The sequence below is a fragment of the Barnesiella sp. CU968 genome (assembly GCF_905219685.1).
In the GTDB taxonomy this organism is placed as follows: domain Bacteria; phylum Bacteroidota; class Bacteroidia; order Bacteroidales; family Muribaculaceae; genus Lepagella; species Lepagella muris_A.
This window is the reverse complement of the sequence record NZ_CAJMXD010000005.1, coordinates 1-23,051: the sequence shown is the minus strand read 5'-3', so window position 1 is coordinate 23,051 and position 23,051 is coordinate 1. Positions and strand designations below refer to the sequence as shown.

Here is a 23,051-nt window from a genome sequence, read left to right as displayed (position 1 = left end):
CAGATTTTAAGAGACGCCAGTGCAGTATGATAGTGTTTGGATTTAACTTTCATTCACGTGAAGATGGTTTTTCGAGGGAATTTCACGAGCTGAAGAAGGAGCATGGCGGGCTATTCGACTTATGAAACTTAGAACTCACCGAAAAGACACTTCATATGCACGAAAAGAATTAATTCGGAATATTTTATATATAATTCATGCTAAATCCAAACACCCTCCTACTGTAGCTTAAATTTGAATTTACTTATTATCATGAAAAATTATCAAAAAAATAATTTCACAAATTTGACAATATCATTGGAAAATTCGCGTATTTTTATTAAATTTGCAACAATTTTTGGAAGTACATATGAGACAATTAAAGATAACAAAATCCATTACCAACCGCGAAANTGCCTCTCTTGACAAATATCTTCAGGAAATCGGTCGCGAAGAGCTGATTTCCGTAAGCGAGGAGGTCGAACTTGCGCAGCGAATCAAAAAAGGAGATCATGCAGCTCTTGAAAAACTGACAAAGGCAAATCTCAGGTTTGTAGTGTCTGTGGCAAAACAATACCAGAATCAGGGTCTTAGTCTTCCGGATCTTATAAATGAAGGGAACCTTGGTCTGATTCGCGCTGCCCAGAAATTTGATGAGACTCGTGGTTTCAAATTCATATCATATGCAGTGTGGTGGATACGCCAGTCTATTCTTCAGGCGTTGGCTGAACAAAGCCGCATTGTGCGTCTTCCTCTCAATCAGGTAGGATCTCTTAATAAGATAACAAAGGAACTTTCTAAATTCGAACAAGAAAATGAGCGTCGTCCGTCACCGGAAGAATTGGCGGAAAGACTTGACATGCCTGTTGACAAGATTTCAGATACAATGAAAGTATCTGGGCGACATATATCTGTGGATGCTCCTTTTGTTGAAGGTGAAGACAATTCACTGCTTGATGTCCTTCCAAATGATGACAGCCCCATGGCTGATGCAAGTCTTAATCAGGAATCCTTGTCTAAAGAAGTTGACCGTGCGCTCAAACAGCTTTACGATCGCGAACGGGAGATTCTTAAAATGTTCTTCGGCATCGGCTGTCAGGAAATGACTCTTGAGGAAATCGGAGCGAAGTTTGATTTGACGCGTGAACGCGTACGCCAGATCAAAGAAAAAGCAATCCGTCGTCTCAAAGGTCAGAAAAGCAAGCTCCTCAAGAGTTATCTTGGAGAATAAGCCGCAATAAATCGAAGGCACATATCAATAAAATATGATGAACTCCTTCAATACCCATATCTTACCCGCAATCAAGGCAATTGTCTTGACGGCGGGTTTATTGCTTGCTGCACCGCAATTGTCGGCAGACAATGCCACCATGAATGACAGCATACGCAATGCTACAAGAGAGAGTCTTTTCCCGGAGAAATCGAGAAGTCTCGCAAAATCGCACTTCACCTGGGGAGCGGAAGCCGGAGCTTCCATTGACCTGACAGGACATGATATGTCAACATTTGATGTAGATGTGCTCTTCGGATATAAAAACTCTTACATACGTATGGTCGGTCTGGGAGCCGGGATACACCGCACTGTGCAGAGAGGAGACAACTTCATCCCTATTTATGCCACTATCCAGACATCATTCCGGAAGAAACCCTCACTCGTTTTTATGAGTGCCAAAATAGGATATTCTTTCAATACAATCAGCGATTCTCCTACGTTCGGTGATTTTGTCTCATCCATAGGTGTTGGCGTAAATCTCTCACTTTCCAGATTAGCCAACAGCTATATTATTCTTTCTGCCGGATCGAGATATTTTAACAAAAGACACATTGATATGATTGACCGTCTCGACCAGCACTACATCTATATTGCACAACTCCGATTTGGAGTCAGTTTCTGATATTCTGACATGAGGTAATTCTGATGTCGTAATTATAAAATCAAGGCACGGTTCAATAGACCGTGCCTTGATTTTAACTGTCGAAATCTTTCGTAATTTATTTGAAGAGATATTGCGATGAAATAGACTGGTTGTTGTGTATCCTGCGGATTGTATCTGCAAAGAGTTTTGCAACAGGCAGCACAGTTGCCTTATGATTCTCTTTGACATATGGGATAGAGTCTGTAAAGATGATTTCTGTAAGACCGCAGTTCTTCACATTCTCAGTGGCAGGATCACTCATCACCGGATGGCTGCATAGCGCTCTTACTGATTTTGCGCCATATGAAAGAAGCAGGTCGCTTGCTTTTGTGATTGTTCCCGCAGTATCGACAATATCATCAATAAGAACAACGTTCTTACCTTCCACATCTCCGATTACCGTCATCGACGCCACTACATTTGCTTTGGCTCGTTGTTTGTGACAAAGCACCAAGGGGACATCAAAGTATTTGGCGTAGGAATTGGCTCTCTTGGCACCGCCCACATCGGGAGATGCTATAACCATATTCTCAAGACGCAGGCTCTCTATGTAAGGAATAAAAATGGATGATGCATAAAGGTGGTCTACCGGAACATCAAAGAAACCCTGAATCTGGTCAGCATGTAGATCCATAGTAATCAGACGGTCAATACCGGCTACGCTTAAAAGATCTGCCACAAGCTTGGCTGCAATTGACACGCGTGGTTTATCTTTGCGATCCTGACGAGCCCATCCGAAATAAGGCACAACAGCTATAATCTGGGCTGCTGACGCTCTTTTGGCTGCATCGATCATGAGCAAGAGCTCCATAAGATTGTCACTGTTGGGGAATGTAGACTGCACAAGATAGACCTGACTGCCACGAATCGATTCCTCAAAACCTACTTCAAACTCTCCGTCGGCAAAACGCTCCTTATTCATTTTGCCCAATTCAATGCCTAATTCTTTACAAATAGACTCACCAAGATACCTTGATGACTCACCTGCAAAAACCTTAATTGGCGGAAGGTTACTATTCATTATATAGAAAGGTTGTTATTTGGTTCGACAAAATTATAACTATTTTCTGTAATTTCTAAATGATTTTAGGGAAATTTTTCTACAGTCACATGTCATTTTTATTCAATCGCATTGTTGCCTCGCTTCTTTAAAGGCACGATTACAGCATCATGCCCTTTTACGCTTAATGCAGTCTGCACATCCGCTCCGACCTCAAAAGAAAGTTCCCTGCCCCACAAAAGATCTTTAGCGCACTGTTTTCCGGAAGCAAGACCTGCCATGTCGATGGCAAGTTGCGGAATACTTAGAGACAGATCAATGTTATTGTCATCAAAATTAGCTACTACAAGTAGTGCCTCGGACTCCGTATAACGCAAAAAAGCGTACTGTCTGTGCGGATTGAAACCGGAATTACGAAGATTCACATACATCAAATCGAAAAAGCATCCTTCTCTGAACGCACGCCTTACATTACACATAGTCAAAACATTCTTATACAACTTTCTCAACCATCTTTCATGACGAGTAAGCTTCAGAGTGCTGCAACGTCCGTTGNCATACCAACGGCGAAGAGTGTCATAACTCCAATAGTCAAAAATCGTAGATCTGTTGTTGTCTCCTGCGAAACCTTCGTTGTCATGTGCCATCTCTCCCAATTCTTGTCCATAATAAATCATAAAAGGTCCTTTCGATATCATGGCGCTGACCACAAGCGATGGTATAACTTTCGACGGATCTTCCGCATATTCCCGAGAGGCAAACCTTACTTCATCATGATTTTCAAGAAAGTTGAGCATTTTGTCTCCGATGCCGTCCACGCATTGCCAGCACCCGGTGAGTTGCGCGGCGGAAACATTGTGTTTTTCAATTCCGACAAGAGTGTCATACAGATTGACCTTGTCATACAGGTAATCGAAATGGCAATAATCCAGAAATGTGCGATACAGATTCACATCATAAATCTCTCCTATAAATATTACATCCGGATAATCCTGCTTTACCTGAGGGATAACCCAATGCCAGAACTCCTCCGGCACCATGAAAACCATATCACACCGGAATCCGTCAACACCTTTCGATGCCCAGTAGCGAAGAATGTGAAGCATTCGGAGCCATGTGTCGGGAACAGGTTCAAAATGTCTTGAATTGTCACCGGGATCATATCCATAATTGAGCTTCACGGTCTCATACCAGTCATTACGGTGACAGAAAGCCGTGAAACAGTCATTACCTGTCGCCTTGGCGGGAAACTCCACATAAGGCTTGTTTCCTTCCAAATCAAGCGGAAAATCCGGGCAGAACTGCTGGTTTACGATATAGTAATAATTATTGGAGGCACTGAAAAACTTTCCGAAGTCGTCATCGCATCCGAAATCGCGCACTCCTGCCGGAGCCACATCCGAATGGTATTCACGTGCCGTGTGATTGGGAACGAAATCTATTATCACCTTGAGTCCCTGATTGTGAATCCTGCCGACAAGGTTTTCGAATTCCGACATTCTCTCCCCGACATTCTCTGCAAGAGACGGAGCCACATCATAATAATCCTTGATCGCATATGGCGAGCCAGCCTCACCTTTCACAACATTCGGATTGTCTGCAGGTATGCCGGGATATGATGTTTTCGTTGCCATCTCTATCACCCCCGTAAGCCATATGCAATTTACACCAAGATCTGCAATCGACCCTATGACTTTCGCTGTGATGTCATTGAATTTCCCGGAACCATTCTCCTCCAATGTGCCGCCGGGCACACACGAGGCGGTCATATTAGTGAATATACGAGGAAAAACCTGATATATGATTAGTTTTTCTTTCATTGCATCAATGATATTTGTTTTTTACAATACTTTTTCCAATACCCGGCACGCAGCGTCATAACCTATTTCCACATTGCGTCGCAGACTTGTCAGGTCAAATGTTTTTGAGTGAGATATTGCCTGGGGCATAATGAGATGGTCACAGAGCTTTATATCCTGCAGTACATTCGCTTTGGTCATAAGATGAAACGATCTCTCCGCTATATCAAGCAATGACTGCTTGTATTTGTAATTTCTGTTCAACGGACTGCAATTGCTACCGATCAGAACCTTGCAGTAATCGCGTATCGCCCATGCCGGTAGATTTCTCAACACACCGCCATCAACATAATGAGTACCGTTGATCAGAACCGGACGGAAAATTATAGGTATACTGCATGATGCCAGTACACGGGGCACAATCTCCCCTTTACACCATCCTACAGAAGTGCCTTTGTCAAAATTGGTCGCACATACAACCGTCGGAATCTTAAGCTCCTCAAGATTCCTGACAGGCAGCCAGCTTTCAAGCATCTTTCCGAATTTATCAAGACGAAAGAATCCTGATGTAGGTACAGAAAATTCTGTAAAATCTGCGAACTTCTGTGATTCAGCGAAACAATCGATCATGTCGTGTGGAGACAAACCGGCTCCATAAAGAACTGCAGCTATAGAACCTGCCGAGACTCCGGACAGTATTTCCGGCTTGATTCCGAACCTGTCGAATGCCGTGATAACTCCGATGTGTGCGAATCCTTTGGCGCCGCCCCCACCGAAAGCGACTCCGTATTTAGGAATCTTCCGGAGTCCTGCATATTCAAGAATCCCTTCTATTGAAACATTACTTAACAGTGCCATTTTTGCATCTATTTGTTTATCGACTATTTCTCATCCTCTTTCTTTACAACCCGTTTTTTCTTGCGCTTGAGGAATGTGAACGGATTGTCAAAATCCCGACGGTATATCACTCCTATCCCCTGGGTTGTCAATGCGGAACGGAGATAATAGTTCTGGTCATTAAAATGATTATATGCCTTAAGCCGCAGGTTGCCATTCTTGTTTAGAAGATACTCGATATCAAAGTCGCCAACGAATGTTGACTGAGATGTGGCTCTGTCTCTATAGCCAAAATTGCCGTTGATAAGCAAACGGTTATCCAAAAGCCGTGAAGACAATGCCACATCAACCTCCATATCTGAAAAATCTCCCTTGTCGGAACGGAACGAAGGAGCAAGCGATATTTTATCCGTGAGTTGCCCCATAAAACTCGACAATTGCGACGACAGAGTCGAAGATGCCACAGATGCCAGTTCCCCGCCTCCGTTACTTGTGGAACCCATATACTCTGGAGTGTAGAATCTGTTTAAAGCAAGCAGATATATAATCTGCCTGTTCATCATGTCGTCAGTAGAAATGATGCTCTTGACCTTTCGCTCCACATCCTGTGTCAATGTCGGCAACGCGATATCAAATGTAATCTCAGGACTACGCATGTCACCGTTAACCTTAAGCAAGGCGTCAACAGGGACATTTGTCCTGTTAAGGTCGCGGTCTGTAGAGAAACTCTTGTCAAGATCCGAAAGATTTGTGTTTACCCGGTAGGCGGCTGTTATATCGAGCACACCCTGCATCGGATCTCCGTTGAATGAGATGTTACTTCCTGAATAAATCTTGAAATCACGCAATATAAGATCCTGTAGACTGAAATTATAGTTACCCTCCTCAAGAGTGTATTTCCCATAAATCTGCATCTCGTCGGAATCTGTATTATACGATATCTGCATCGGACCGCCACCGCGGGCAACAATTCTGTCTCCAGCTTTGGGATCCATCACAAGTGTCATTCTTGCAGCAGGAGTCACGCTACACCTTATATCCATTGAAAACAATGAAGGGCGGTCTGACTCGGGTTTTGGCAATGACTTCTTGAATTGTTCCTCTGGATCAACAGTCCCGCTGATTTCTTCCAACTCCGTTTTGCGTCTGTCTGAAAATGTAAGAAACTCATAATCCGACGCAGTCTGTGTCTCGCTTAATACAAATGTAAAGTCGCTGTTGGCTGTAGTCGACACATCAAGCATCATAGACACAACCCCGGGCCTTCCTCGCAGTGTTCCGCCTCCTGATGCATAAATCTTACCATACCAATCAGGATTGATTTTATTATTGGTGTCGAAACACAAGAGATCACGCGCTCCACTAAGCCGGAATTCAAATTCCGGCTCATGGAAATAACGATGCTTGACAAACCCTTTCAACATCGCCGAGTTTCCATATTTATCATAAAGTTTGAATGCCGGAATATCAATATATCCGGGACGGATATATACGGAATCGCTTCCATGGTAATATACATTGGTATAATCCACCTTCATGCAGATTGAATCTGCAAGCACCGATCCCTTAAGGTCTATATCTTTGAATGTTCCGAAAAGCTTCACCCGTCCGGATGCCTCACCGCCCACATCTGAAGTGAATGCGGACATAAACGGTTTCAGAAAATCAATGTTGACGTGATCCGCGAGCATATCGAAAGATAATGAATCACGCGTGACATACACACCACCTCCGATAAGAGCTACCCTGCGGTTGTTTTTTCTTATATCTGCATTGATAGCTACCTTTTTGCTGTCGTTTACCCAATGACTCTCAAGATTGCCATCTCCGAGGACAGCACCGTTATAGCTCAGATCCTTGACAAACAAACGCTGTGTACGCAACACCGGCATTTTGGTAAAAAGATCGGATGCAAGAATTTCTCCGGTCGCCATGCCTCCGAATGTCACGTAGTTTATGTTCAAAGCCTCGAAAATATAACTTAGATCAATCCCCGCAAGTTTGACACGCAATGCATCCACAGGAGATGCGGAAGCTCGCCCGTTTACTGTCACAAACTGCCCTGCATGCCATATTCTGACATTGTCCACATCCACAACATCATTGGCATAATCCACGTTAGCACGATCTATACGCCATTCAGAACCATTAAGCCTGAAAGAGGAAGGCGATACCTTCACAGAAACGTCCGGTTTACCGGTAAGTACGTTTTTCGAGATGTTCGCGCTTAAATCCACATTGCCTTCAGCCGTCTTGTTTTTCTCAAAAGTCCAGTCAATGCCAGCTTGGATGTCATCATCCAAAGCACTTACTGAGATATGCAGATTGGCATCGTCATTCTTAGCTGGAACTGTGCTTTTTATATCGGCCACAAACCCCTGTGACTGCTTTCCTGACAAGGAGATTTTGGTGCCCCTTATCATTTTAGAACTGCCCTTGACCAGATAAGGAGCTTCAATATTAATGGATATCACATCTTCCGCACCCTTGAAACTTGCCGAGGCGATAATATCGGAATATGGTCTTACGGGAAGAGCGAAAAAATCGACAAATTCATCATTAGGACTCACCGTAAGTGAAAATTCAGCCCATTCAGAAGACTCTGAAACGATCCCTCCTTTTACCATAGACGGCAATGCGACAGAAGCTATATTTTTCGAAGTCTTTATTATATCGCTGAATGTGAAATTTCCTTCAATTTTACTTTTGACAAAATCGGATTCGAGCGTGTAGCATTTTAATGAATCATTATTATGCGATGTCAAAGACAGACCATCGATATGCACTCCCCTGTCACCATGCTTTTCAAACGATAATGATTTCAAAGAAACCTCACCTGTTATATTGTCTGCATTATTGCCTGTAAGATTGGTTTTCGCAGCACCTGAGAACGCATAACCTTGGTATTTCGGCAATAATCCAAAACGTGATGGTATGAACCGACGTATATCCGCGTTCACATTCCATTGCGATTTGTCTCCGTTCAGGATAATATCAGCATCTGAAGTCAGATTCAATGATTCATCGTCTATAGATACGTTACATGATAATGAATCACCTTTCTTTTCACCGCTGAAAATTATATTGTTAATTGTTTCTCCGTTAAACTCAAAACCGCCTATCTCGACATTTCCGAATGCATCTATTCCTCCGCGATTCCTGTCGATATCGAATGTCGACGTAAATGATACCGAACCAAACTTTTCATCATTCAACAAAGTCCCGATATCAAACATTTCGGAACTTATGTCTCCATATATCCCCAACGATTCTCCTTGATTCCAGATGACTCCGCAATCAGTGGATATATCTCCAAATCCGGATGAGATCTCACCTTGCATTCTTCCGGTCTTATCCGGTATGGAAATATACCCGGAAAGATTGACATCAAGTTCTTTTGATCGTCTGAGAATGTCTGTTACGGACTCTTTGGCTCCAGGAACAAGTGTAATCAGCCTACTTAGTTTTTCTGCTGAAGAAAAAAACTCAAAATGTTTCAAGTCACACGTCATATCACCGATTTCAGGCATACCTGAGATATTGGCATAAGTATTCAGCAGTAGATCTCCATTATCGCTTCTTAACACAAGCCGTTCAAGATTCATATCACCCGTATTGCCGGAAACATCCACTTGAAGAGTGTATTCTTCATAATAACTTCCCAACGGAGAATAAAACGCTTCAAAATCTTTCGGAGACAGTCTCGACGCTTTTATACTTAACTTATGCTCTCCGGAATCCAAAGCTGCGGGAATATCTTTAAAAGAAGTGAATGAGAGTGCTATATCTGATATTTTTATATCACTTCCCGGCATTCTTAGATTTATATCCTTCAAATCTATTGAATGAGGTGTGATATGCGCATACATTCCGAGTTTCTCAATATTCAACCCGCTACGCTCTATAAAAGACACTCTTCTTAAATCAATTATAAAATCATCGTTCTTGATCCGAGGCAACGTCACATCTGCTCTCAAATCATTTAACGCAATATGGTTGCGGTCAAATTTTCTGCCATTTTCAATCTGCGGACTGTCAATTACATCATATGAGACCTTTGACTTTCTTATGACTATATTGTGCAGCTTGACATCGATTTTTTTTGGCGGTTTATTTTTTTCCTTTGGAGAGAAAGCTTTGATTATAAAATCTATATTTAACGGAGAGTGCGCATCTTTTTGCCGGATTTCTGCATCCAGCCCTATTATTTCGGCGTAAGTTATCTCGATCTTCCTGTCATATACAAGCCTCCATAGATGAATACCGGCACCAAGCGTACTCACATACACGCATTTTTTTCCATCAGGAGAGTAAACGCTGACATCCGACAGTCTGACCTCATTGAAAGGGAATAGTTTTAGATTTCCGATCTCAACTTTCGAACCCAGAAAAGCGGATACCTCCCTTTCTGCAACATCTCTTACACCTTTCTGCACGGCAGGAACAGAAAGCACCACATATAGGACAACATAAATAGCCACCGCTATGGTTATAACGGTGAAAAGAAAACTTCGAAGAACCTTATAAGTAGTTCTTAATGCCGACATAGATTACAAAATTACTAAAAATCCACGATTAAGACCGCATTTTCCGGTTATATTTTGCTAAAATTTGAAAAGCATTTCTTAACTTTGTGGAAGAATATAAGGTAATGAGAAATGAGTACAGCCATTCTAGGAATAGAATCGTCATGTGATGATACGTCAGCAGCGGTAATTGTTGACGGCATTCTTCGCAGCAATGTCATTGCAGGGCAGAAAGTGCACGAGGCATATGGCGGAGTAGTGCCTGAGCTTGCATCTCGAGCGCATCAGCAAAATATTGTGCCGGTAGTTTCGGAAGCTCTCAGACAAGCGGATATAAAGAAAGAAGACCTGTCGGCAATAGCATACACCCGTGGTCCGGGATTACTCGGATCGTTGCTTGTAGGTACGTCTTTTGCAAAAGGAATGGCTATCGGACTCGACATCCCTTTAATAGATGTCAATCACCTGCATGCCCATGTTCTTTCCCACTTCATTAAGGTAAATCCGGAAGACAAAACACCGGAATTTCCATTCCTTTGTCTCCTGATTTCAGGTGGAAACTCTCAGATAATTCTTGTCAGAAGCATGTCTGAAATGGAAATCCTTGGAAAGACTATCGATGATGCCGCCGGTGAAGCTTTTGACAAATGTGCCAAAGTTGTAGGACTACCCTATCCTGGCGGTCCGCATGTAGACCGACTTGCCGCACAGGGAGATCCCAAAGCTTTCTCTTTCAGCAAGCCGCATATCCCGGGACTTGACTATTCCTTTAGCGGACTCAAGACATCATTCCTGTATACTGTAAGAGACAGAATCAAAGAAAACCCACGGTTCATTGAAGACAACATCGCAGATTTGTGCGCATCACTCCAGACAACCATTATTGACATCCTGCTTGACAAACTGCAAAAAGCAATAAACCAGACAGGCGTCAAAGACGTTGCTATCGGAGGAGGTGTATCCGCCAATTCCGGAGTTCGTGACGCCGTTGAAAAGCTTTGCCGCAGAATGAAAGTCCGGGCATGGATTCCTCCCAGGGCATTCACCACAGACAATGCCGCGATGGTAGCGATTGCAGGATACCACAAATATCTTAATAATGAATTCAGCCAACTCGGGCTCCCGCCGTTTGCCCGCGTATCAATATAATGCAATGACAAAGAAAAGCGCATCCGATCACAAAGAGAGCCGACATATAGTCATTTACGGCTATACGCGACAGGAACTCTCCAAAATAATCCAGCATTTCGAGTCGAGATTGCCGGATTTCGTAAAGATCACAATCGATTCCGGAAATCTTCTCACCAAGATCACACTTACCGGAATAAACTCCGGTGTTGAATTATTGCGTTTTCAGATGAACAGGCTACACCAGAATCTCCAGGATCTATTCTCTGAAGAACTTGTAACTATTGAAGACAAAGGACTGTCGCAAGTCCTCGGCGAACTTCTTTCGGAAAAAGAGCTTACTGTCTCGTCGGCTGAAAGCTGCACCGGTGGCAATATAGCCCATAAGATTGTGCAACGCGCCGGGTCTTCCGCATATTTTATGGGAAGCGTGGTCAGCTATAGCAATGATGTCAAGGCGGAAGTGCTGGGAGTTTCAAGAAGCGATATAGGACGCCACGGAGCCGTCTCGCGAGAAGTGGCAGAGCAGATGGCACTCGGAGCGGCAAATCTGATGCGTACCGATTGCGCCATAGCAACCACAGGTATTGCCGGACCGGAAGGCGGTTCAAAATTCAAACCTGTCGGAACCGTCTGGTTCGCAGTTAAATATGGAGAAAGAATCGTCAGCGAATGCATCCGTTTTGAAGGAGATCGCGACAAAGTCATAGAATCAGCGACAAACCATGCGCTCGTTATGCTCATAAACCTCCTTCGCAACACCTATACTGCGCAGGAAGATATAAATGACGATTAAAATTCAAAAAATCACATAAAAAACTTGTGTTATTCATAAAAAAATTGTAATTTTGCAATCGTTTTGTGACCCATCCTTAAAAGTCGCTGAATATGATGCAATTAGCGATGATATGAGAACTGCGATGATGACCAAAGCAATTAATTAAAAAATTAACAACAAGAATATAGCAACAGCCATGGCTAAAGTTTGTCAAATTACCGGCAAAAAGGCGCAGGTGGGCAACAACGTTTCCCACTCAAAACGTCGCACCAAACGTAAGTTCGAGGTTAACTTGCACACAAAAAAATACTACTGGGTTGAGCAGGATATGTGGATCGTATTGCGAGTGTCTGCACACGCTATGCGCACTATCAACAAGATCGGTCTGAACGCGGCTCTCAAGAAAGCTGAGGCTGCCGGAAATATCGATTTCAAAGATATCAAAATCCTTTCTCTCTAAAATTCAGTTAATATTATGGCAAAGAAAGCTAAAGGTAATCGAGTTCAAGTTATTCTCGAATGCACAGAACATAAGGCAAGCGGTATGCCCGGTATGTCTCGTTACATCACAACAAAAAACCGCAAGAACACAACAGGTCGTATGGAGTTGAAAAAATACAACCCCATCCTTAAGAAAGTAACCGTTCACAAAGAAATTAAATAAGCACTCTGAACTATGGCAAAGAAAACCGTCGCGTCACTTCAGAAAGGTGAAGGACGCACCTACAGCAAAGTCATCATCATGGAGAGATCTCCCAAAACGGGCGCTTATGTTTTCAAAGAGGAAATGGTGCCTAACGATGCAGTTAAAGACGCTCTTAAATAATTAAGATATCCGATAAAAAATCCGGTGGTTGAAAAATTCAACCACCGGATTTTTTCATGCGTAGTCCCGGTTGGGAAATATTTCAAAAAACATATCCGATACCCATTCCGAAAAAACCGCCGCTTGTATCATTCATCAGAGAATACTTACCCTGCAAAGATAACTTCAGATAAGAAGTGAGATAAATTTCGAATCCTGCTCCGAAATTAGCTCCGGCTCTGCTCGCGCTGTCACCATATCTGTATGACCAGTTATTGAACGTGAATCCGGCAAGAGGATACACGGCAAAACCTCGCGCCACGCGAAACGGGAAATGCATGTCGATGTCAAGAACGAAAGCCGACTTGTTGTCATTTCTGAACACATACCCTAAATCAGGAGCGATACGGAAATGATCGGCAAACGTATACTGAAAATAAACATCGGTGAATCCACCGTTGTTATACGTTGCAAATCCCCCCATCAGTCCGAGAGTCTTCTCTCCCCTCTCCGCATGTGCCGGCAACGGCATCAATGCTCCAAGTGACGTTGCAGCTGCAACAGCCAATACGGATAATTTTTTCATATTTTTAAATGTACGGTTTAATAATTTCAGACAGTTGTTGACCAATAATCCTCAAACCCGCCTGCAAGTGCTAAATTCAATAAGAAAACGTTTAAATTTATGAAAATGTTTCGTTAAATTTGCATTTGGATTAAAAATTTGTATCTGTTTTTTAACATATACGCATAAACAATACGTAATGAATGAATTAGGATATATCCGCGTTGCAGCTGCTTCTCCTGAGGTCAGACCAGCCGATGTGGATTTCAATATATCGGAAATAAAGAGACTCATCTCCGATGCCGCAGACAAAGGTTCGGATATAGTCCTTTTCCCGGAACTTTCAGTTACCGGCTACACTTGCGCCGATCTCTTCTTTCAGCAGAATCTGATTGAAAAAACAGAGAGCGCGCTTAAGGAGCTTGCGGTGTTTTCATCTGACAAGAAAATAGCGATTGTAGTCGGTGCTCCGTTACGAGCCGCCAACCGCCTTTACAATTGCGCAGTAGTCATCACCGGCGGCAAAATCATCGGTGCCGTTCCCAAAATTCATCTTCCCAATTACAATGAATTTTATGAAAAGAGGTGGTTTACTGAAGGCAGCAGGTGTGAATCCGGATGCAGGCTTGATTCTGATCTAACATTCATTTCCCGGAACACCCTCTTTGAGATAGCAGGTGCAAGAATCGGCATCGAGATATGCGAGGATCTGTGGGTGCCGGCTCCTCCCAGCTGCGAAATGGCAATGAACGGAGCTGAGATTATATTAAACCTCTCTGCCACAAACGAACTCGCCGGGAAACACAATTATCTTATTGACCTTATAGCTCAGCAGTCAGCTCGATGCCGTTGCTCATACGTGTATTCCTCTGCCGGTCTCGGAGAGTCCTCGACAGATCTTGTTTTCTCCGGAAACTGCATTATCGCCGAAAACGGCACAATCCTCGGTGAATCAGAACGTTTCATTATGAAGGATAAAATGATTATCCGGGATGTCGATATTGAAATGCTCAGAAACGACAGGGTAAAACATTCCACATTCTCGGATTCGGCAAACGGCTCATATGATATAATCATGACTGATTTTGCCGGATGCAGAACAGCAAGTATGAACCAACATGAACAAAACGGTATATTGCGCCATATATCCTCCCATCCTTTTACTGACGGCGATCCGCATCGGTTTCGCGAACGATGCAGCGAGATATCATCCATACAGGCATGGGGCCTCGCACAGCGTCTTCGCGCCATAAACTGTAAAAAGACAGTGATCGGAATATCCGGTGGTCTGGACTCTACCCTGGCACTTCTTGTCACAGTCAAGGCATATGACATGCTTGGCATTGACAGAAGCGGCATTACCGCCATTACAATGCCAGGGTTCGGAACGACAAAGCGAACCCGTTCCAACGCTACGTGCCTTATGGAGCTTTTAGGCGTGACGATGCTTGAGATTCCTATTGGGGAGGCTGTTATACAACATTTCAATGCAATCGGACATGACCCTGAGCTACACGATGCCACCTATGAGAACGCACAGGCGCGAGAACGCACCCAGATTCTTATGGATATGGCAAATAAGACAGGTGGAATAGTCATTGGAACGGGAGACCTCTCCGAACTTGCTCTTGGATGGTGCACATACAACGGTGACCAAATGTCGATGTATGGCGTAAACGCCTCGGTACCCAAAACTCTTGTGAAGTATCTTGTAGAAGGATATGCTGACACGACAGATAATCCTAAAATCAGAAAAGTATTACTTGACATTATTGACACCCCCATCAGCCCGGAACTGCTTCCTGCGGCAAAAGATGATTCCATAGAGCAAAAAACTGAAGACCTTGTGGGACCATACGAGCTTCACGATTTTTTTCTGCACGGGATGTTGCGCAATTCTTTTTCTCCGTCCAAAATCTTCCGCCTTGCCTGTGTGGCATTCAGTGGTGTTTATGATGCTGATGTTATCAGACACTGGCTCAAGATATTCTACAGACGTTTCTTTTCCCAGCAATTCAAACGTTCGTGCATGCCTGACGGAATGAAGGTCGGAAGTGTATGTCTATCTCCCCGTGGAGACTGGAGAATGCCTTCCGATGCGTCGTCCTCTATGTGGCTGAATGAAATTGAAAATCTTTAAACAACAATCATGAAGTTGAAACATACTTCACTAAATGCAGTTATCAAGTGAACGAAGATTTAAAAAAAGCAGTAGAAATACTCCGAAACGGCGGAGTCATTCTCTATCCCACAGATACTATCTGGGGATTGGGTTGTGATGCCACTAATCCAGAAGCCGTGGATCGTATCTTTAAGATCAAGAAACGTGCTGATTCCAAATCCATGCTGTCGTTAGTAGCTTCAGACGGGATGCTGCAGCAATTTGTCAGTGAAGTTCCGGATGCTGCATGGCAGTTGATAGATGCGGCTGTCAATCCGCTGACCATCATATATGACAATCCTCGGGGCATAGCGTCAAACCTACTTGCTGAAGATGGATCCGCAGGTTTTCGCATTACTTCTGAGGCATACTCCAGAGGACTATGCCTCAGACTAAGACATCCGGTAGTCTCCACCTCTGCCAATATATCGGGAAGTCCATCTCCTTTATGCTTTGNAGACATTCCTCAGGAAATTGCAGATGCGGTAGATTATGTTGCGGAATATGGTCGTAATCAGACTCAGACAAAGCCAAGCAACATAATAAAGGTGACTGATTCAAACGTGATATCAATAATAAGATAACCCAGACTGACTGTTCTTAAAAAACAGACACTACATCATGAAAAGAAGGGGTATGTCATTGACACGGCAAAGACTGAAATATGTGGCGAGCGACTTTGTCACAACTTCGGTCTCGTTCTTTCTGTTCAATATCTGCAGGTATCATATCCTTCACAACGAACTCCCGTCTTCATGGTCACTGTCTGAGTTCCTGTCATTACCGAAACTCTTATGGGAGCAGGCTCTTATCCCTGTCGCCATGCTTGCAGTCTATTGGCTGTCCGGTTACTACAACCGCCCGTTTGAAAGATCTCGGCTTAATGAGTTTATCAATACTTTTTATTCAGCCCTTTTCAACGCAACTCTTATCTTTTTCATACTTCTTATCAATGACCGCGGACCGGTGGTGTCTGCTGATTATCTATTGATCTGTGTTTCTTTTCTCCTTCTTCTATTATTCACGTACAGCGGTCGACTGCTGATTACATCCTCTGCATTTCGCTGTGCGAGAAAAAAGAATATCAGGAATAATGTTCTCATAATCGGGACATCCATCCAAGGACATAAAATCTACGACAGACTCATCAGAAGCAAGGTGCTGATAAAATATAACATCGTTGGGTTTATACATATCGAAGGTGTTCCAAAGAGTAAATTTTGCGGTCTGCCATGCTGGAACGTGCAGGAAATCGAGAATATATGCCGGAATCACGAAATACATCAGATCATACTTGCCCCTGACAGTGACAAAGATTCCCTTGTACTCGGAATGCTCGACCGTCTCTTTCCTCTTGACATCCCGATAAAGATAATGCCAGACACATTGTCATATGTAACATCATCAATAAGGCTGACAGATATTCTTGGAGAACCATTCATTGATCTGACCACTCCTCCGCTCAATGATTGTGCCAGCAATATCAAACTGACGTTTGATGTCATATTGTCCTCATTGGCATTGGTCGCTCTGTCACCACTAANGGCGATATTGGCGATTGGTGTGCGACTGTCTTCTACCGGACCGGTTTTTTATCGTCAGGAAAGAATCGGAAAAAAGAGAAAACCATTCTATATCTACAAGTTCCGGTCTATGCGCAACGATGCTGAAAAATGCGGTCCCATGCTGTCATCATCCGCTGACGCAAGAGTCACACCATTCGGGCGTTTGATGAGAAAATATAGACTCGACGAGCTCCCGCAGTTCTGGAATGTGCTGAAGGGTGACATGTCTATTGTAGGACCTCGTCCTGAACGGGATTTCTATATTCGGCAGATTATAAAGAAGGCTCCTTATTACTGTCTGGTGTTTCAGGTAAAACCGGGTATCACCTCATGGGGAATGGTTAAATTCGGTTATGCATCGGATATCAGACAGATGGTGGAACGCACAAAATTCGACCTACTCTATATCACCAACATGTCGCTGCCTCTTGACATAAAGATAATGATCTATACAATCAGGACAATTGTCAGAGGTGCCGGAGTCTAAAATGTGATTTAAAATATATAATTGATATGGCATATAAAGAAAGACATAACAGGTTTACTGACTTATGGATGAAGCTGGTGATTTGGCGGGAACACCATATCCGTGAAAAGAGTTTTCTTCTCATACTCGCTCTTTTTGTGGGGGTATGCTGCGGATTCGCCGCCCAGTTGCTTAAATATATGATTCATATGATTGCAGGATTACTCACTGCACATATGAACACCACTACGGCAAACTGGTTGTATCTTGTTTATCCGGTGGTGGGTATACTCATAGTCACGATTCTGTTACGATATGTTGTCAAAGAGAATATCTCACACGGAGTCACAAAAGTTCTTTATGCGATATCGCGCCGTAAATCCAGACTTAAGAAAAGGAACATGTACGCCTCATTGCTTGCATCTTCCATCACCATTGGGTTCGGTGGATCTGTCGGGGCTGAGGGCCCGATTGTATTTACAGGGGCGGCTATAGGTTCAAACGTTGGTCAGGCATTTCGCATGTCACCCAGAATACTGATGATTCTTGTAGGTTGCGGGGCGGCTGCCGGAATAGCCGGTATTTTCCGTGCTCCTATAGCCGGAATGCTATTTACCCTTGAAGTGCTTATGATTGACCTCTCGGGAATGACCGTCATGCCCCTGTTGCTCTCGTCTGTGGCAGGTGCGGTTGTAGCATACGTCCTTGAGGGATACAATGCGGAGTTTTTCTTTGTACAATCTGAATCTTTTGTGACAAACCGTATTCCGTTCACTATACTTCTTGGTGTTGTCTGCGGACTCATGTCCTATTATTTCACCAAGGTTATGTTCATGATGGAATCAATGTTTTCAAAACTAAGACATACCGGTTTGAAGATTCTTGTCGGCGGCGTTATAATGGCGGGGCTTATTTTCCTTTTTCCTCCTCTTTACGGCGAGGGTTATGAGGCTATCAACAATCTTCTTCTGGGAGATGTCTCGAATATAGTTGACGGAACATTTTTCTATGTAGACCGAGACAACGTATGGTTTCTTATCCTCTTCATCGGAGCCATAGCTTTGACAAAGGCATTTGCCACATCCGCAACCAACGGAGCCGGAGGTGTCGGAGGAACATTCGCTCCTTCTTTGTTCGTCGGAGCTCTCACCGGGTTTCTGTTTGCGTATATAGTGAATAATCTCGATCTCGGATTCCAGTTGTCTCAAAAGAATTTTGCGCTGATGGGAATGGCGGGGGTCATGAGCGGTGTCATGCATGCGCCTCTGATGGCAATCTTTCTTACAGCCGAGATGACTGGAGGCTATGATCTCTTCCTTCCACTGCTTATCGTCTCGGCACTTGCATATATCACGATACGTATCTTCACTCCGTACAGCATATACACCATGCGTCTTGCCAAAGCCGGAGATCTTGTCACACATCAGAAAGACAAGGCGGTGCTGACTCTTCTTAAAGTGGATAATCTTATCGAAACAGATTTCAAGATAGTGCACCCTGAAATGAATCTGAAAGAGATGGTAGATACGATTTCGGTCTCTAATCGAAACCTGTTCCCGGTTACGGATTCTGAAGGAAATCTGAAAGGAGTGGTTTTGCTTGATGAGATACGCAACATAATGTTCCGTGCTGATCTTTACAAAAAAATGCATGTATCTCGCTTCATGTCGGCAGTGCCTGAAGTAATAGAAATAACGTATCCGATGGATAAGGTGATGGAGATCTTTGATCGGACGAACGCATGGAACCTTCCGGTTGTTGATAAAGGAAGATATGTCGGTTTTGTGTCAAAATCCAAAATTTTCAATTCATACAGACGGGTTCTCCGTCATTTCACAGAAGATTAGAAATGAAAAAAGAAGATTTAAAAATAGTTTTTTTCGGAACGCCGGAATTCGCAGTCACAAGCCTTGCAAAACTTGTTGACGAGGGATATAATGTTTCCGCAGTCGTTACAATGCCCGATAAAGAGGCTGGACGGGGCAGAAAAATCATACAGAGCGATGTGAAAAAATATGCGGTAGAGAAGGGTCTTGAGGTCTTGCAGCCGGAAAAGCTGAAAGCTCCTGAGTTTATTGACAAATTGCGTGAAATCAACGCAGACCTCTTTATTGTAATAGCGTTCCGCATGCTTCCTGAAGTTGTATGGACAATGCCGAGACTTGGAACTTTCAACCTGCATGGATCCCTGCTTCCGAAATACAGGGGAGCCGCTCCCATCAACCGAGCCATAATGAACGGTGAGACAGAAACCGGTGTGACGACTTTTTTTCTCAGACATGAGATTGACACAGGCGATATAATAAGTTCACGAAAGATTCAGATTTCAGACAACGATAACGTAGGCACTGTCTACGACATACTGATGCATATAGGCGCCGACATGGTTATAGAAACCGTCGAAAGCATTCTTGACGGGACGCTTGAGACCAGACCGCAGCCGGAAGGTGAATTTACACCTGCTCCTAAAATCTTCAAGGAAGATTGCCGTATAGACTGGAATCGTTCCGCAAGAGAGATCCACAATCATATCCGGGGACTGTCTCCATATCCGGCGGCGTTCTCCGCTATTGAGGATGAAGAAGGGAAAAACATAGATGTAAAGATTTTCGAATCTCTGCCTGTTGACAATGTAATAATTGAGAAAAACACGACACCTGGAACAATAATGATATCAGGTAAAAGACTCTTTGCCGCTACATCCGAAGGCATTCTTGAGATTCTGTCACTCCAGCCTGCCGGAAAAAAACGCATGGCTGCTTCTGCGTTTCTTCTTGGCTATCATCCGGTAAAGTTCACAACCGCGCAAAATGGATAACCTTACCGAAAATATAATACAGTATGACATGGATACCGACAAGGAATATTGCCGGATTTTGTTTGACATACTGCTGTGCAAGGGTGTAAAGGATATAGTCCTGTCGCCCGGAAGCCGCAACGCTCCTTTGCTGATCGGAACTGCATGCCGCCCATTCAACAGACATACGGTCACTGACGAACGTACTGCTGCTTTCATGGCTCTCGGCATATCTCTGGCAGGGAAGAAGCCGGTTGCACTTGTGTGCACATCGGGCACTGCACTTTATAATTATGCGCCTGCCGTAGCTGAAGCTTTCTACCAGCATGTTCCATTGATTATAATAACTGCCGACCGACCTCTTGAATGGATTGACCAGGATGACTCTCAGACTCTTGTTCAGCCTGGGGCTCTTGACAAAATAGTAAAGGGTACATACGACATTCCGGTTGAACATCCGGATTCACCTCACGAGGCGTGGTATGTGAACCGCATCGTCAATGAAGCCTGCAATCTCGCTCTTTCCGGAAGAAAAGGTCCTGTGCATATTAATATGAGACTTGACAATCCTCTCACGGATGTAATACCGTTTGTGTCCGGAATGCCTCGAATTATCGAATACACTGACAATCTCAACCTGCCGCCTCATATATATAAAGAAACTGCGACATTCCTTCAAGGCAAAAAGGTTCTTGTAACAGCAGGCTTCATGCAAGCTGACAATGAACTTAACAGATATATGTCTGCGTTTGCCCGTATGGGAAATGTAGCTGTCATGAGCGAGACTTTGTCGAATCTTCACCTCCCTGGAAATCCGTATGCCATTGACAGCGTCCTGAGCATAATAGAGAATAACGCTGATGTATGCGAATCCCTGAGACCGGATGTCGTGATATCGATAGGCGGTGCACTCATATCGCGGAAACTGAAAGAGTATATACGCAAATACCCCCCAGCACATCATTGGACTTTGGGAGACACCTCCCCTTCCGCTGATTGTTTTATGACTCTGACAAGACATTTTGAAGTATCACCGGTGAAATTCTTCAAAGGTCTGACACGCCATATGGCAAAGATGCCGGAAAACAAGACGGCGGCTGATTATTCAATGAAATGGGAGACAGAAAGAGCCAAGGCACTTGAGAGTCATGAAAACTATGTCATGCAAAAGTCCGGTTGGTCGGAAATGGCGGCATTCCGCCATATGCTTGAAAAGCTTCCGCCTTCATATAACCTCTTTCTTTCCAACGGAACAGCCGTAAGATACGGACAGCTCTTCACTGACAGGATTCCTCACGCGTCTTTCGGTTGCCGGGGGGTCTCGGGGATTGACGGAACAACGGCAACAGCCGCAGGATGCGCCATGGCATATAACGGACCGACTTTGCTCATAAGCGGAGACATGTCTATGGCATATGATACAGGAGTTCTTGGAATGCGGCATTTGCCCGTGGATTTCAAGATCGCAGTCATAAACAACAAAGGTGGGGGAATATTCAGATTCATTCCGTCTACACGAAATTGCACTGGAAGGAATGAACTGTTCTGTGCTTCGCCTGATCTCCCTGTGAAAGGATTGGCTGAATCTTACGGATGGGCATATTTCAAGGCTGAATCCATGATGGAACTGGAAGAATGTTTTACCAGATTTCTTGAACATAAACACAATGCCCTGCTTGAGATCATAGCAGACGAAAACATCTCCGCCGAAATTCTCATTGAATATATGAATCGAAAATAAATTATATAATTATACATATGAACTGGAAAACAATTAAGGAATATACCGATATCCTATTTGAGGAAATGGATGGAATCGCAAAGATAACTATCAACAGACCGAAAGTATACAACGCGTTCCGCCCTCTTACAAACAAAGAGATGCTTGATGCTTTCGCCATATGCCGTGAACGCTCGGACATACGCGTCATCATACTTACTGGCATCGGCGACAAGGCATTCTGCAGCGGTGGCGACCAGAATGCCAAAGGACACGGTGGCTATGTAGATGAAACCGGTGTTCCAAGGCTGAATGTGCTTGAGCTACACCATGCAATACGCTCGATTCCCAAACCGGTCATAGCTATGGTAAACGGATATTCAATTGGAGGAGGCAACGTGTTACAGGTGGTCTGTGACTTGTCGATTGCATCGGAGAATGCACGTTTCGGACAGACCGGTCCAAAAGTCGGCAGTTTCGATGCCGGTTTCGGTTCTTCTTATCTCGCACGTTGTGTTGGCCAGAAGAAGGCTCGCGAAATCTGGTATCTTTGCCGCCAGTATACGGCTCAGGAAGCTTTGAAAATGGGAATGGTCAACGCTGTGGTTCCTTTTGACAAACTTGAGGAGACAACAGTTGACTGGGCAAAGACTATTATGAAACGTTCTCCATTTGCCATACGCATGATTAAACGCGCACTTAATGCCGAGCTCGATGGTCAGCACGGACTCATGGAGTTCGCGGGAGACGCCACTCTCATGTATTACATGATGGACGAAGCGCAGGAAGGCAAAAACGCATTCCTTGAAAAGCGCGACCCGAATTTTGACCAATATCCGATGTTCCCGTAATTCAAAATACCTATAGAATAACGTGAGATTAGAGTTTTGCCCATATAATCTGATATTCCGCAAGCCGGCAGGGACCTCTCGCGGAGTATTGACCGAGAAGATAACATGTTTCCTTCGCATATTCGATGAAGCGGATCCTTCGCATTACGGTATTGGAG

Annotated in this window: 19 protein-coding genes; 14 read left to right on the top strand and 5 right to left on the bottom strand. The window is 43.9% G+C overall.

Annotated features, from left to right (window positions below; translation table 11 throughout):
* The first annotated feature begins 349 nt into the window (after positions 1-349).
* Positions 350-1,210 (top strand): RNA polymerase sigma factor RpoD/SigA, encoded by an 861-nt coding sequence (locus JX312_RS00530; protein WP_204456529.1) that lies wholly within the window; start codon positions 350-352, stop codon positions 1,208-1,210.
* 34 nt (positions 1,211-1,244) lie between these two features.
* Complete coding sequence (locus JX312_RS00525) at positions 1,245-1,874, top strand: hypothetical protein (RefSeq protein WP_124030165.1); 630 nt, start codon at positions 1,245-1,247, stop codon at positions 1,872-1,874.
* Positions 1,875-1,971: 97 nt separating this feature from the next.
* Here JX312_RS00525 and JX312_RS00520 read toward each other — a convergent pair whose 3' ends face one another.
* From JX312_RS00520 to JX312_RS00505, 4 genes are all read right to left on the bottom strand, one after another.
* Positions 1,972-2,916 (bottom strand): ribose-phosphate pyrophosphokinase, encoded by a 945-nt coding sequence (locus JX312_RS00520; RefSeq protein ID WP_128707298.1) that lies wholly within the window; start codon positions 2,914-2,916, stop codon positions 1,972-1,974.
* Between the two features lie 98 nt (positions 2,917-3,014).
* Entirely contained in the window at positions 3,015-4,715 is a 1,701-nt protein-coding gene (locus JX312_RS00515) for an alpha-amylase family glycosyl hydrolase (RefSeq protein WP_204456528.1), read from the bottom strand.
* Positions 4,716-4,736: 21 nt separating this feature from the next.
* Positions 4,737-5,552 carry a patatin-like phospholipase family protein gene (locus JX312_RS00510; RefSeq protein ID WP_204456526.1) on the bottom strand — a complete coding sequence of 272 codons (816 nt, stop codon included), beginning with the start codon at positions 5,550-5,552 and terminating at the stop codon, positions 4,737-4,739.
* Between the two features lie 23 nt (positions 5,553-5,575).
* Positions 5,576-10,078: a translocation/assembly module TamB domain-containing protein gene (locus JX312_RS00505; RefSeq protein ID WP_204456508.1), complete on the bottom strand. Its 4,503-nt coding sequence runs from the start codon at positions 10,076-10,078 to the stop codon at positions 5,576-5,578.
* Between the two features lie 111 nt (positions 10,079-10,189).
* Here JX312_RS00505 and tsaD point away from each other — a divergent pair, with 111 nt between their 5' ends.
* From tsaD to JX312_RS00480, 5 genes are all read left to right on the top strand, one after another.
* Positions 10,190-11,206, top strand: a complete 1,017-nt coding sequence (gene tsaD, locus JX312_RS00500; RefSeq protein ID WP_204456506.1) for a tRNA (adenosine(37)-N6)-threonylcarbamoyltransferase complex transferase subunit TsaD — start codon at positions 10,190-10,192, stop codon at positions 11,204-11,206.
* Positions 11,207-11,210: 4 nt separating this feature from the next.
* Positions 11,211-11,981, top strand: coding sequence for a CinA family protein (locus JX312_RS00495; protein ID WP_239653744.1), 771 nt, complete (start codon positions 11,211-11,213; stop codon positions 11,979-11,981).
* Between the two features lie 178 nt (positions 11,982-12,159).
* Positions 12,160-12,423 carry a 50S ribosomal protein L28 gene (rpmB, locus tag JX312_RS00490; RefSeq protein WP_204456504.1) on the top strand — a complete coding sequence of 88 codons (264 nt, stop codon included), beginning with the start codon at positions 12,160-12,162 and terminating at the stop codon, positions 12,421-12,423.
* A 15-nt stretch (positions 12,424-12,438) separates the two neighbouring features.
* Entirely contained in the window at positions 12,439-12,627 is a 189-nt protein-coding gene (gene rpmG / locus JX312_RS00485; RefSeq protein ID WP_123404636.1) for a 50S ribosomal protein L33, read from the top strand.
* Between the two features lie 12 nt (positions 12,628-12,639).
* Entirely contained in the window at positions 12,640-12,789 is a 150-nt protein-coding gene (locus tag JX312_RS00480; protein ID WP_123404634.1) for a DUF4295 domain-containing protein, read from the top strand.
* 82 nt (positions 12,790-12,871) lie between these two features.
* Here the strand turns inward: JX312_RS00480 and JX312_RS00475 are convergent, their stop codons facing one another.
* Positions 12,872-13,354: an outer membrane beta-barrel protein gene (locus JX312_RS00475; RefSeq protein ID WP_123404632.1), complete on the bottom strand. Its 483-nt coding sequence runs from the start codon at positions 13,352-13,354 to the stop codon at positions 12,872-12,874.
* 178 nt (positions 13,355-13,532) lie between these two features.
* Here JX312_RS00475 and JX312_RS00470 point away from each other — a divergent pair, with 178 nt between their 5' ends.
* The 7 genes from JX312_RS00470 to menB all read left to right on the top strand — a co-directional run bounded on the left by JX312_RS00470 (position 13,533) and on the right by menB (position 22,893).
* Positions 13,533-15,473 (top strand): NAD(+) synthase, encoded by a 1,941-nt coding sequence (locus JX312_RS00470; protein WP_204456502.1) that lies wholly within the window; start codon positions 13,533-13,535, stop codon positions 15,471-15,473.
* Positions 15,474-15,520: 47 nt separating this feature from the next.
* Positions 15,521-16,078, top strand: coding sequence for an L-threonylcarbamoyladenylate synthase (locus tag JX312_RS00465; RefSeq protein WP_204456500.1), 558 nt, complete (start codon positions 15,521-15,523; stop codon positions 16,076-16,078).
* Between the two features lie 37 nt (positions 16,079-16,115).
* Positions 16,116-17,546, top strand: coding sequence for a sugar transferase (locus tag JX312_RS00460; RefSeq protein WP_204456499.1), 1,431 nt, complete (start codon positions 16,116-16,118; stop codon positions 17,544-17,546).
* Between the two features lie 26 nt (positions 17,547-17,572).
* A complete protein-coding gene (locus tag JX312_RS00455; protein ID WP_204456497.1) occupies positions 17,573-19,372 on the top strand; it encodes a chloride channel protein in 1,800 nt (599 codons plus the stop codon).
* 2 nt (positions 19,373-19,374) lie between these two features.
* Positions 19,375-20,343: a methionyl-tRNA formyltransferase gene (gene fmt, locus JX312_RS00450; RefSeq protein ID WP_204456495.1), complete on the top strand. Its 969-nt coding sequence runs from the start codon at positions 19,375-19,377 to the stop codon at positions 20,341-20,343.
* Complete coding sequence (menD, locus tag JX312_RS00445) at positions 20,336-22,063, top strand: 2-succinyl-5-enolpyruvyl-6-hydroxy-3-cyclohexene-1-carboxylic-acid synthase (RefSeq protein ID WP_204456494.1); 1,728 nt, start codon at positions 20,336-20,338, stop codon at positions 22,061-22,063. Before fmt ends, menD begins: the two co-directional genes overlap by 8 nt.
* 17 nt (positions 22,064-22,080) lie before the next feature.
* The gene (gene menB, locus JX312_RS00440) at positions 22,081-22,893 is read left to right on the top strand and encodes a 1,4-dihydroxy-2-naphthoyl-CoA synthase (protein WP_124030170.1); all 813 of its coding nucleotides are present in this window, start codon (positions 22,081-22,083) and stop codon (positions 22,891-22,893) included.
* The last annotated feature ends 158 nt before the right edge of the window (positions 22,894-23,051 follow it).

What these genes read in the sequence shown, in the direction of transcription:
- JX312_RS00470 (WP_204456502.1), top strand. Translation starts at nt 13,533, where the DNA reads ATGAATGAATTAGGATATATCCGCGTTGCAGCTGCTTCTCCTGAGGTC.
- rpmG (WP_123404636.1), top strand. Translation starts at nt 12,439, where the DNA reads ATGGCAAAGAAAGCTAAAGGTAATCGAGTTCAAGTTATTCTCGAATGC.
- JX312_RS00505 (WP_204456508.1), bottom strand. Translation starts at nt 10,078, where the DNA reads ATGTCGGCATTAAGAACTACTTATAAGGTTCTTCGAAGTTTTCTTTTC.
- menD (WP_204456494.1), top strand. Translation starts at nt 20,336, where the DNA reads ATGGATAACCTTACCGAAAATATAATACAGTATGACATGGATACCGAC.
- JX312_RS00475 (WP_123404632.1), bottom strand. Translation starts at nt 13,354, where the DNA reads ATGAAAAAATTATCCGTATTGGCTGTTGCAGCTGCAACGTCACTTGGA.
- tsaD (WP_204456506.1), top strand. Translation starts at nt 10,190, where the DNA reads ATGAGTACAGCCATTCTAGGAATAGAATCGTCATGTGATGATACGTCA.
- JX312_RS00520 (WP_128707298.1), bottom strand. Translation starts at nt 2,916, where the DNA reads ATGAATAGTAACCTTCCGCCAATTAAGGTTTTTGCAGGTGAGTCATCA.
- JX312_RS00455 (WP_204456497.1), top strand. Translation starts at nt 17,573, where the DNA reads ATGGCATATAAAGAAAGACATAACAGGTTTACTGACTTATGGATGAAG.
- JX312_RS00495 (WP_239653744.1), top strand. Translation starts at nt 11,211, where the DNA reads ATGACAAAGAAAAGCGCATCCGATCACAAAGAGAGCCGACATATAGTC.
- JX312_RS00510 (WP_204456526.1), bottom strand. Translation starts at nt 5,552, where the DNA reads ATGGCACTGTTAAGTAATGTTTCAATAGAAGGGATTCTTGAATATGCA.
- rpmB (WP_204456504.1), top strand. Translation starts at nt 12,160, where the DNA reads ATGGCTAAAGTTTGTCAAATTACCGGCAAAAAGGCGCAGGTGGGCAAC.
- JX312_RS00525 (WP_124030165.1), top strand. Translation starts at nt 1,245, where the DNA reads ATGATGAACTCCTTCAATACCCATATCTTACCCGCAATCAAGGCAATT.
- fmt (WP_204456495.1), top strand. Translation starts at nt 19,375, where the DNA reads ATGAAAAAAGAAGATTTAAAAATAGTTTTTTTCGGAACGCCGGAATTC.
- JX312_RS00480 (WP_123404634.1), top strand. Translation starts at nt 12,640, where the DNA reads ATGGCAAAGAAAACCGTCGCGTCACTTCAGAAAGGTGAAGGACGCACC.
- menB (WP_124030170.1), top strand. Translation starts at nt 22,081, where the DNA reads ATGAACTGGAAAACAATTAAGGAATATACCGATATCCTATTTGAGGAA.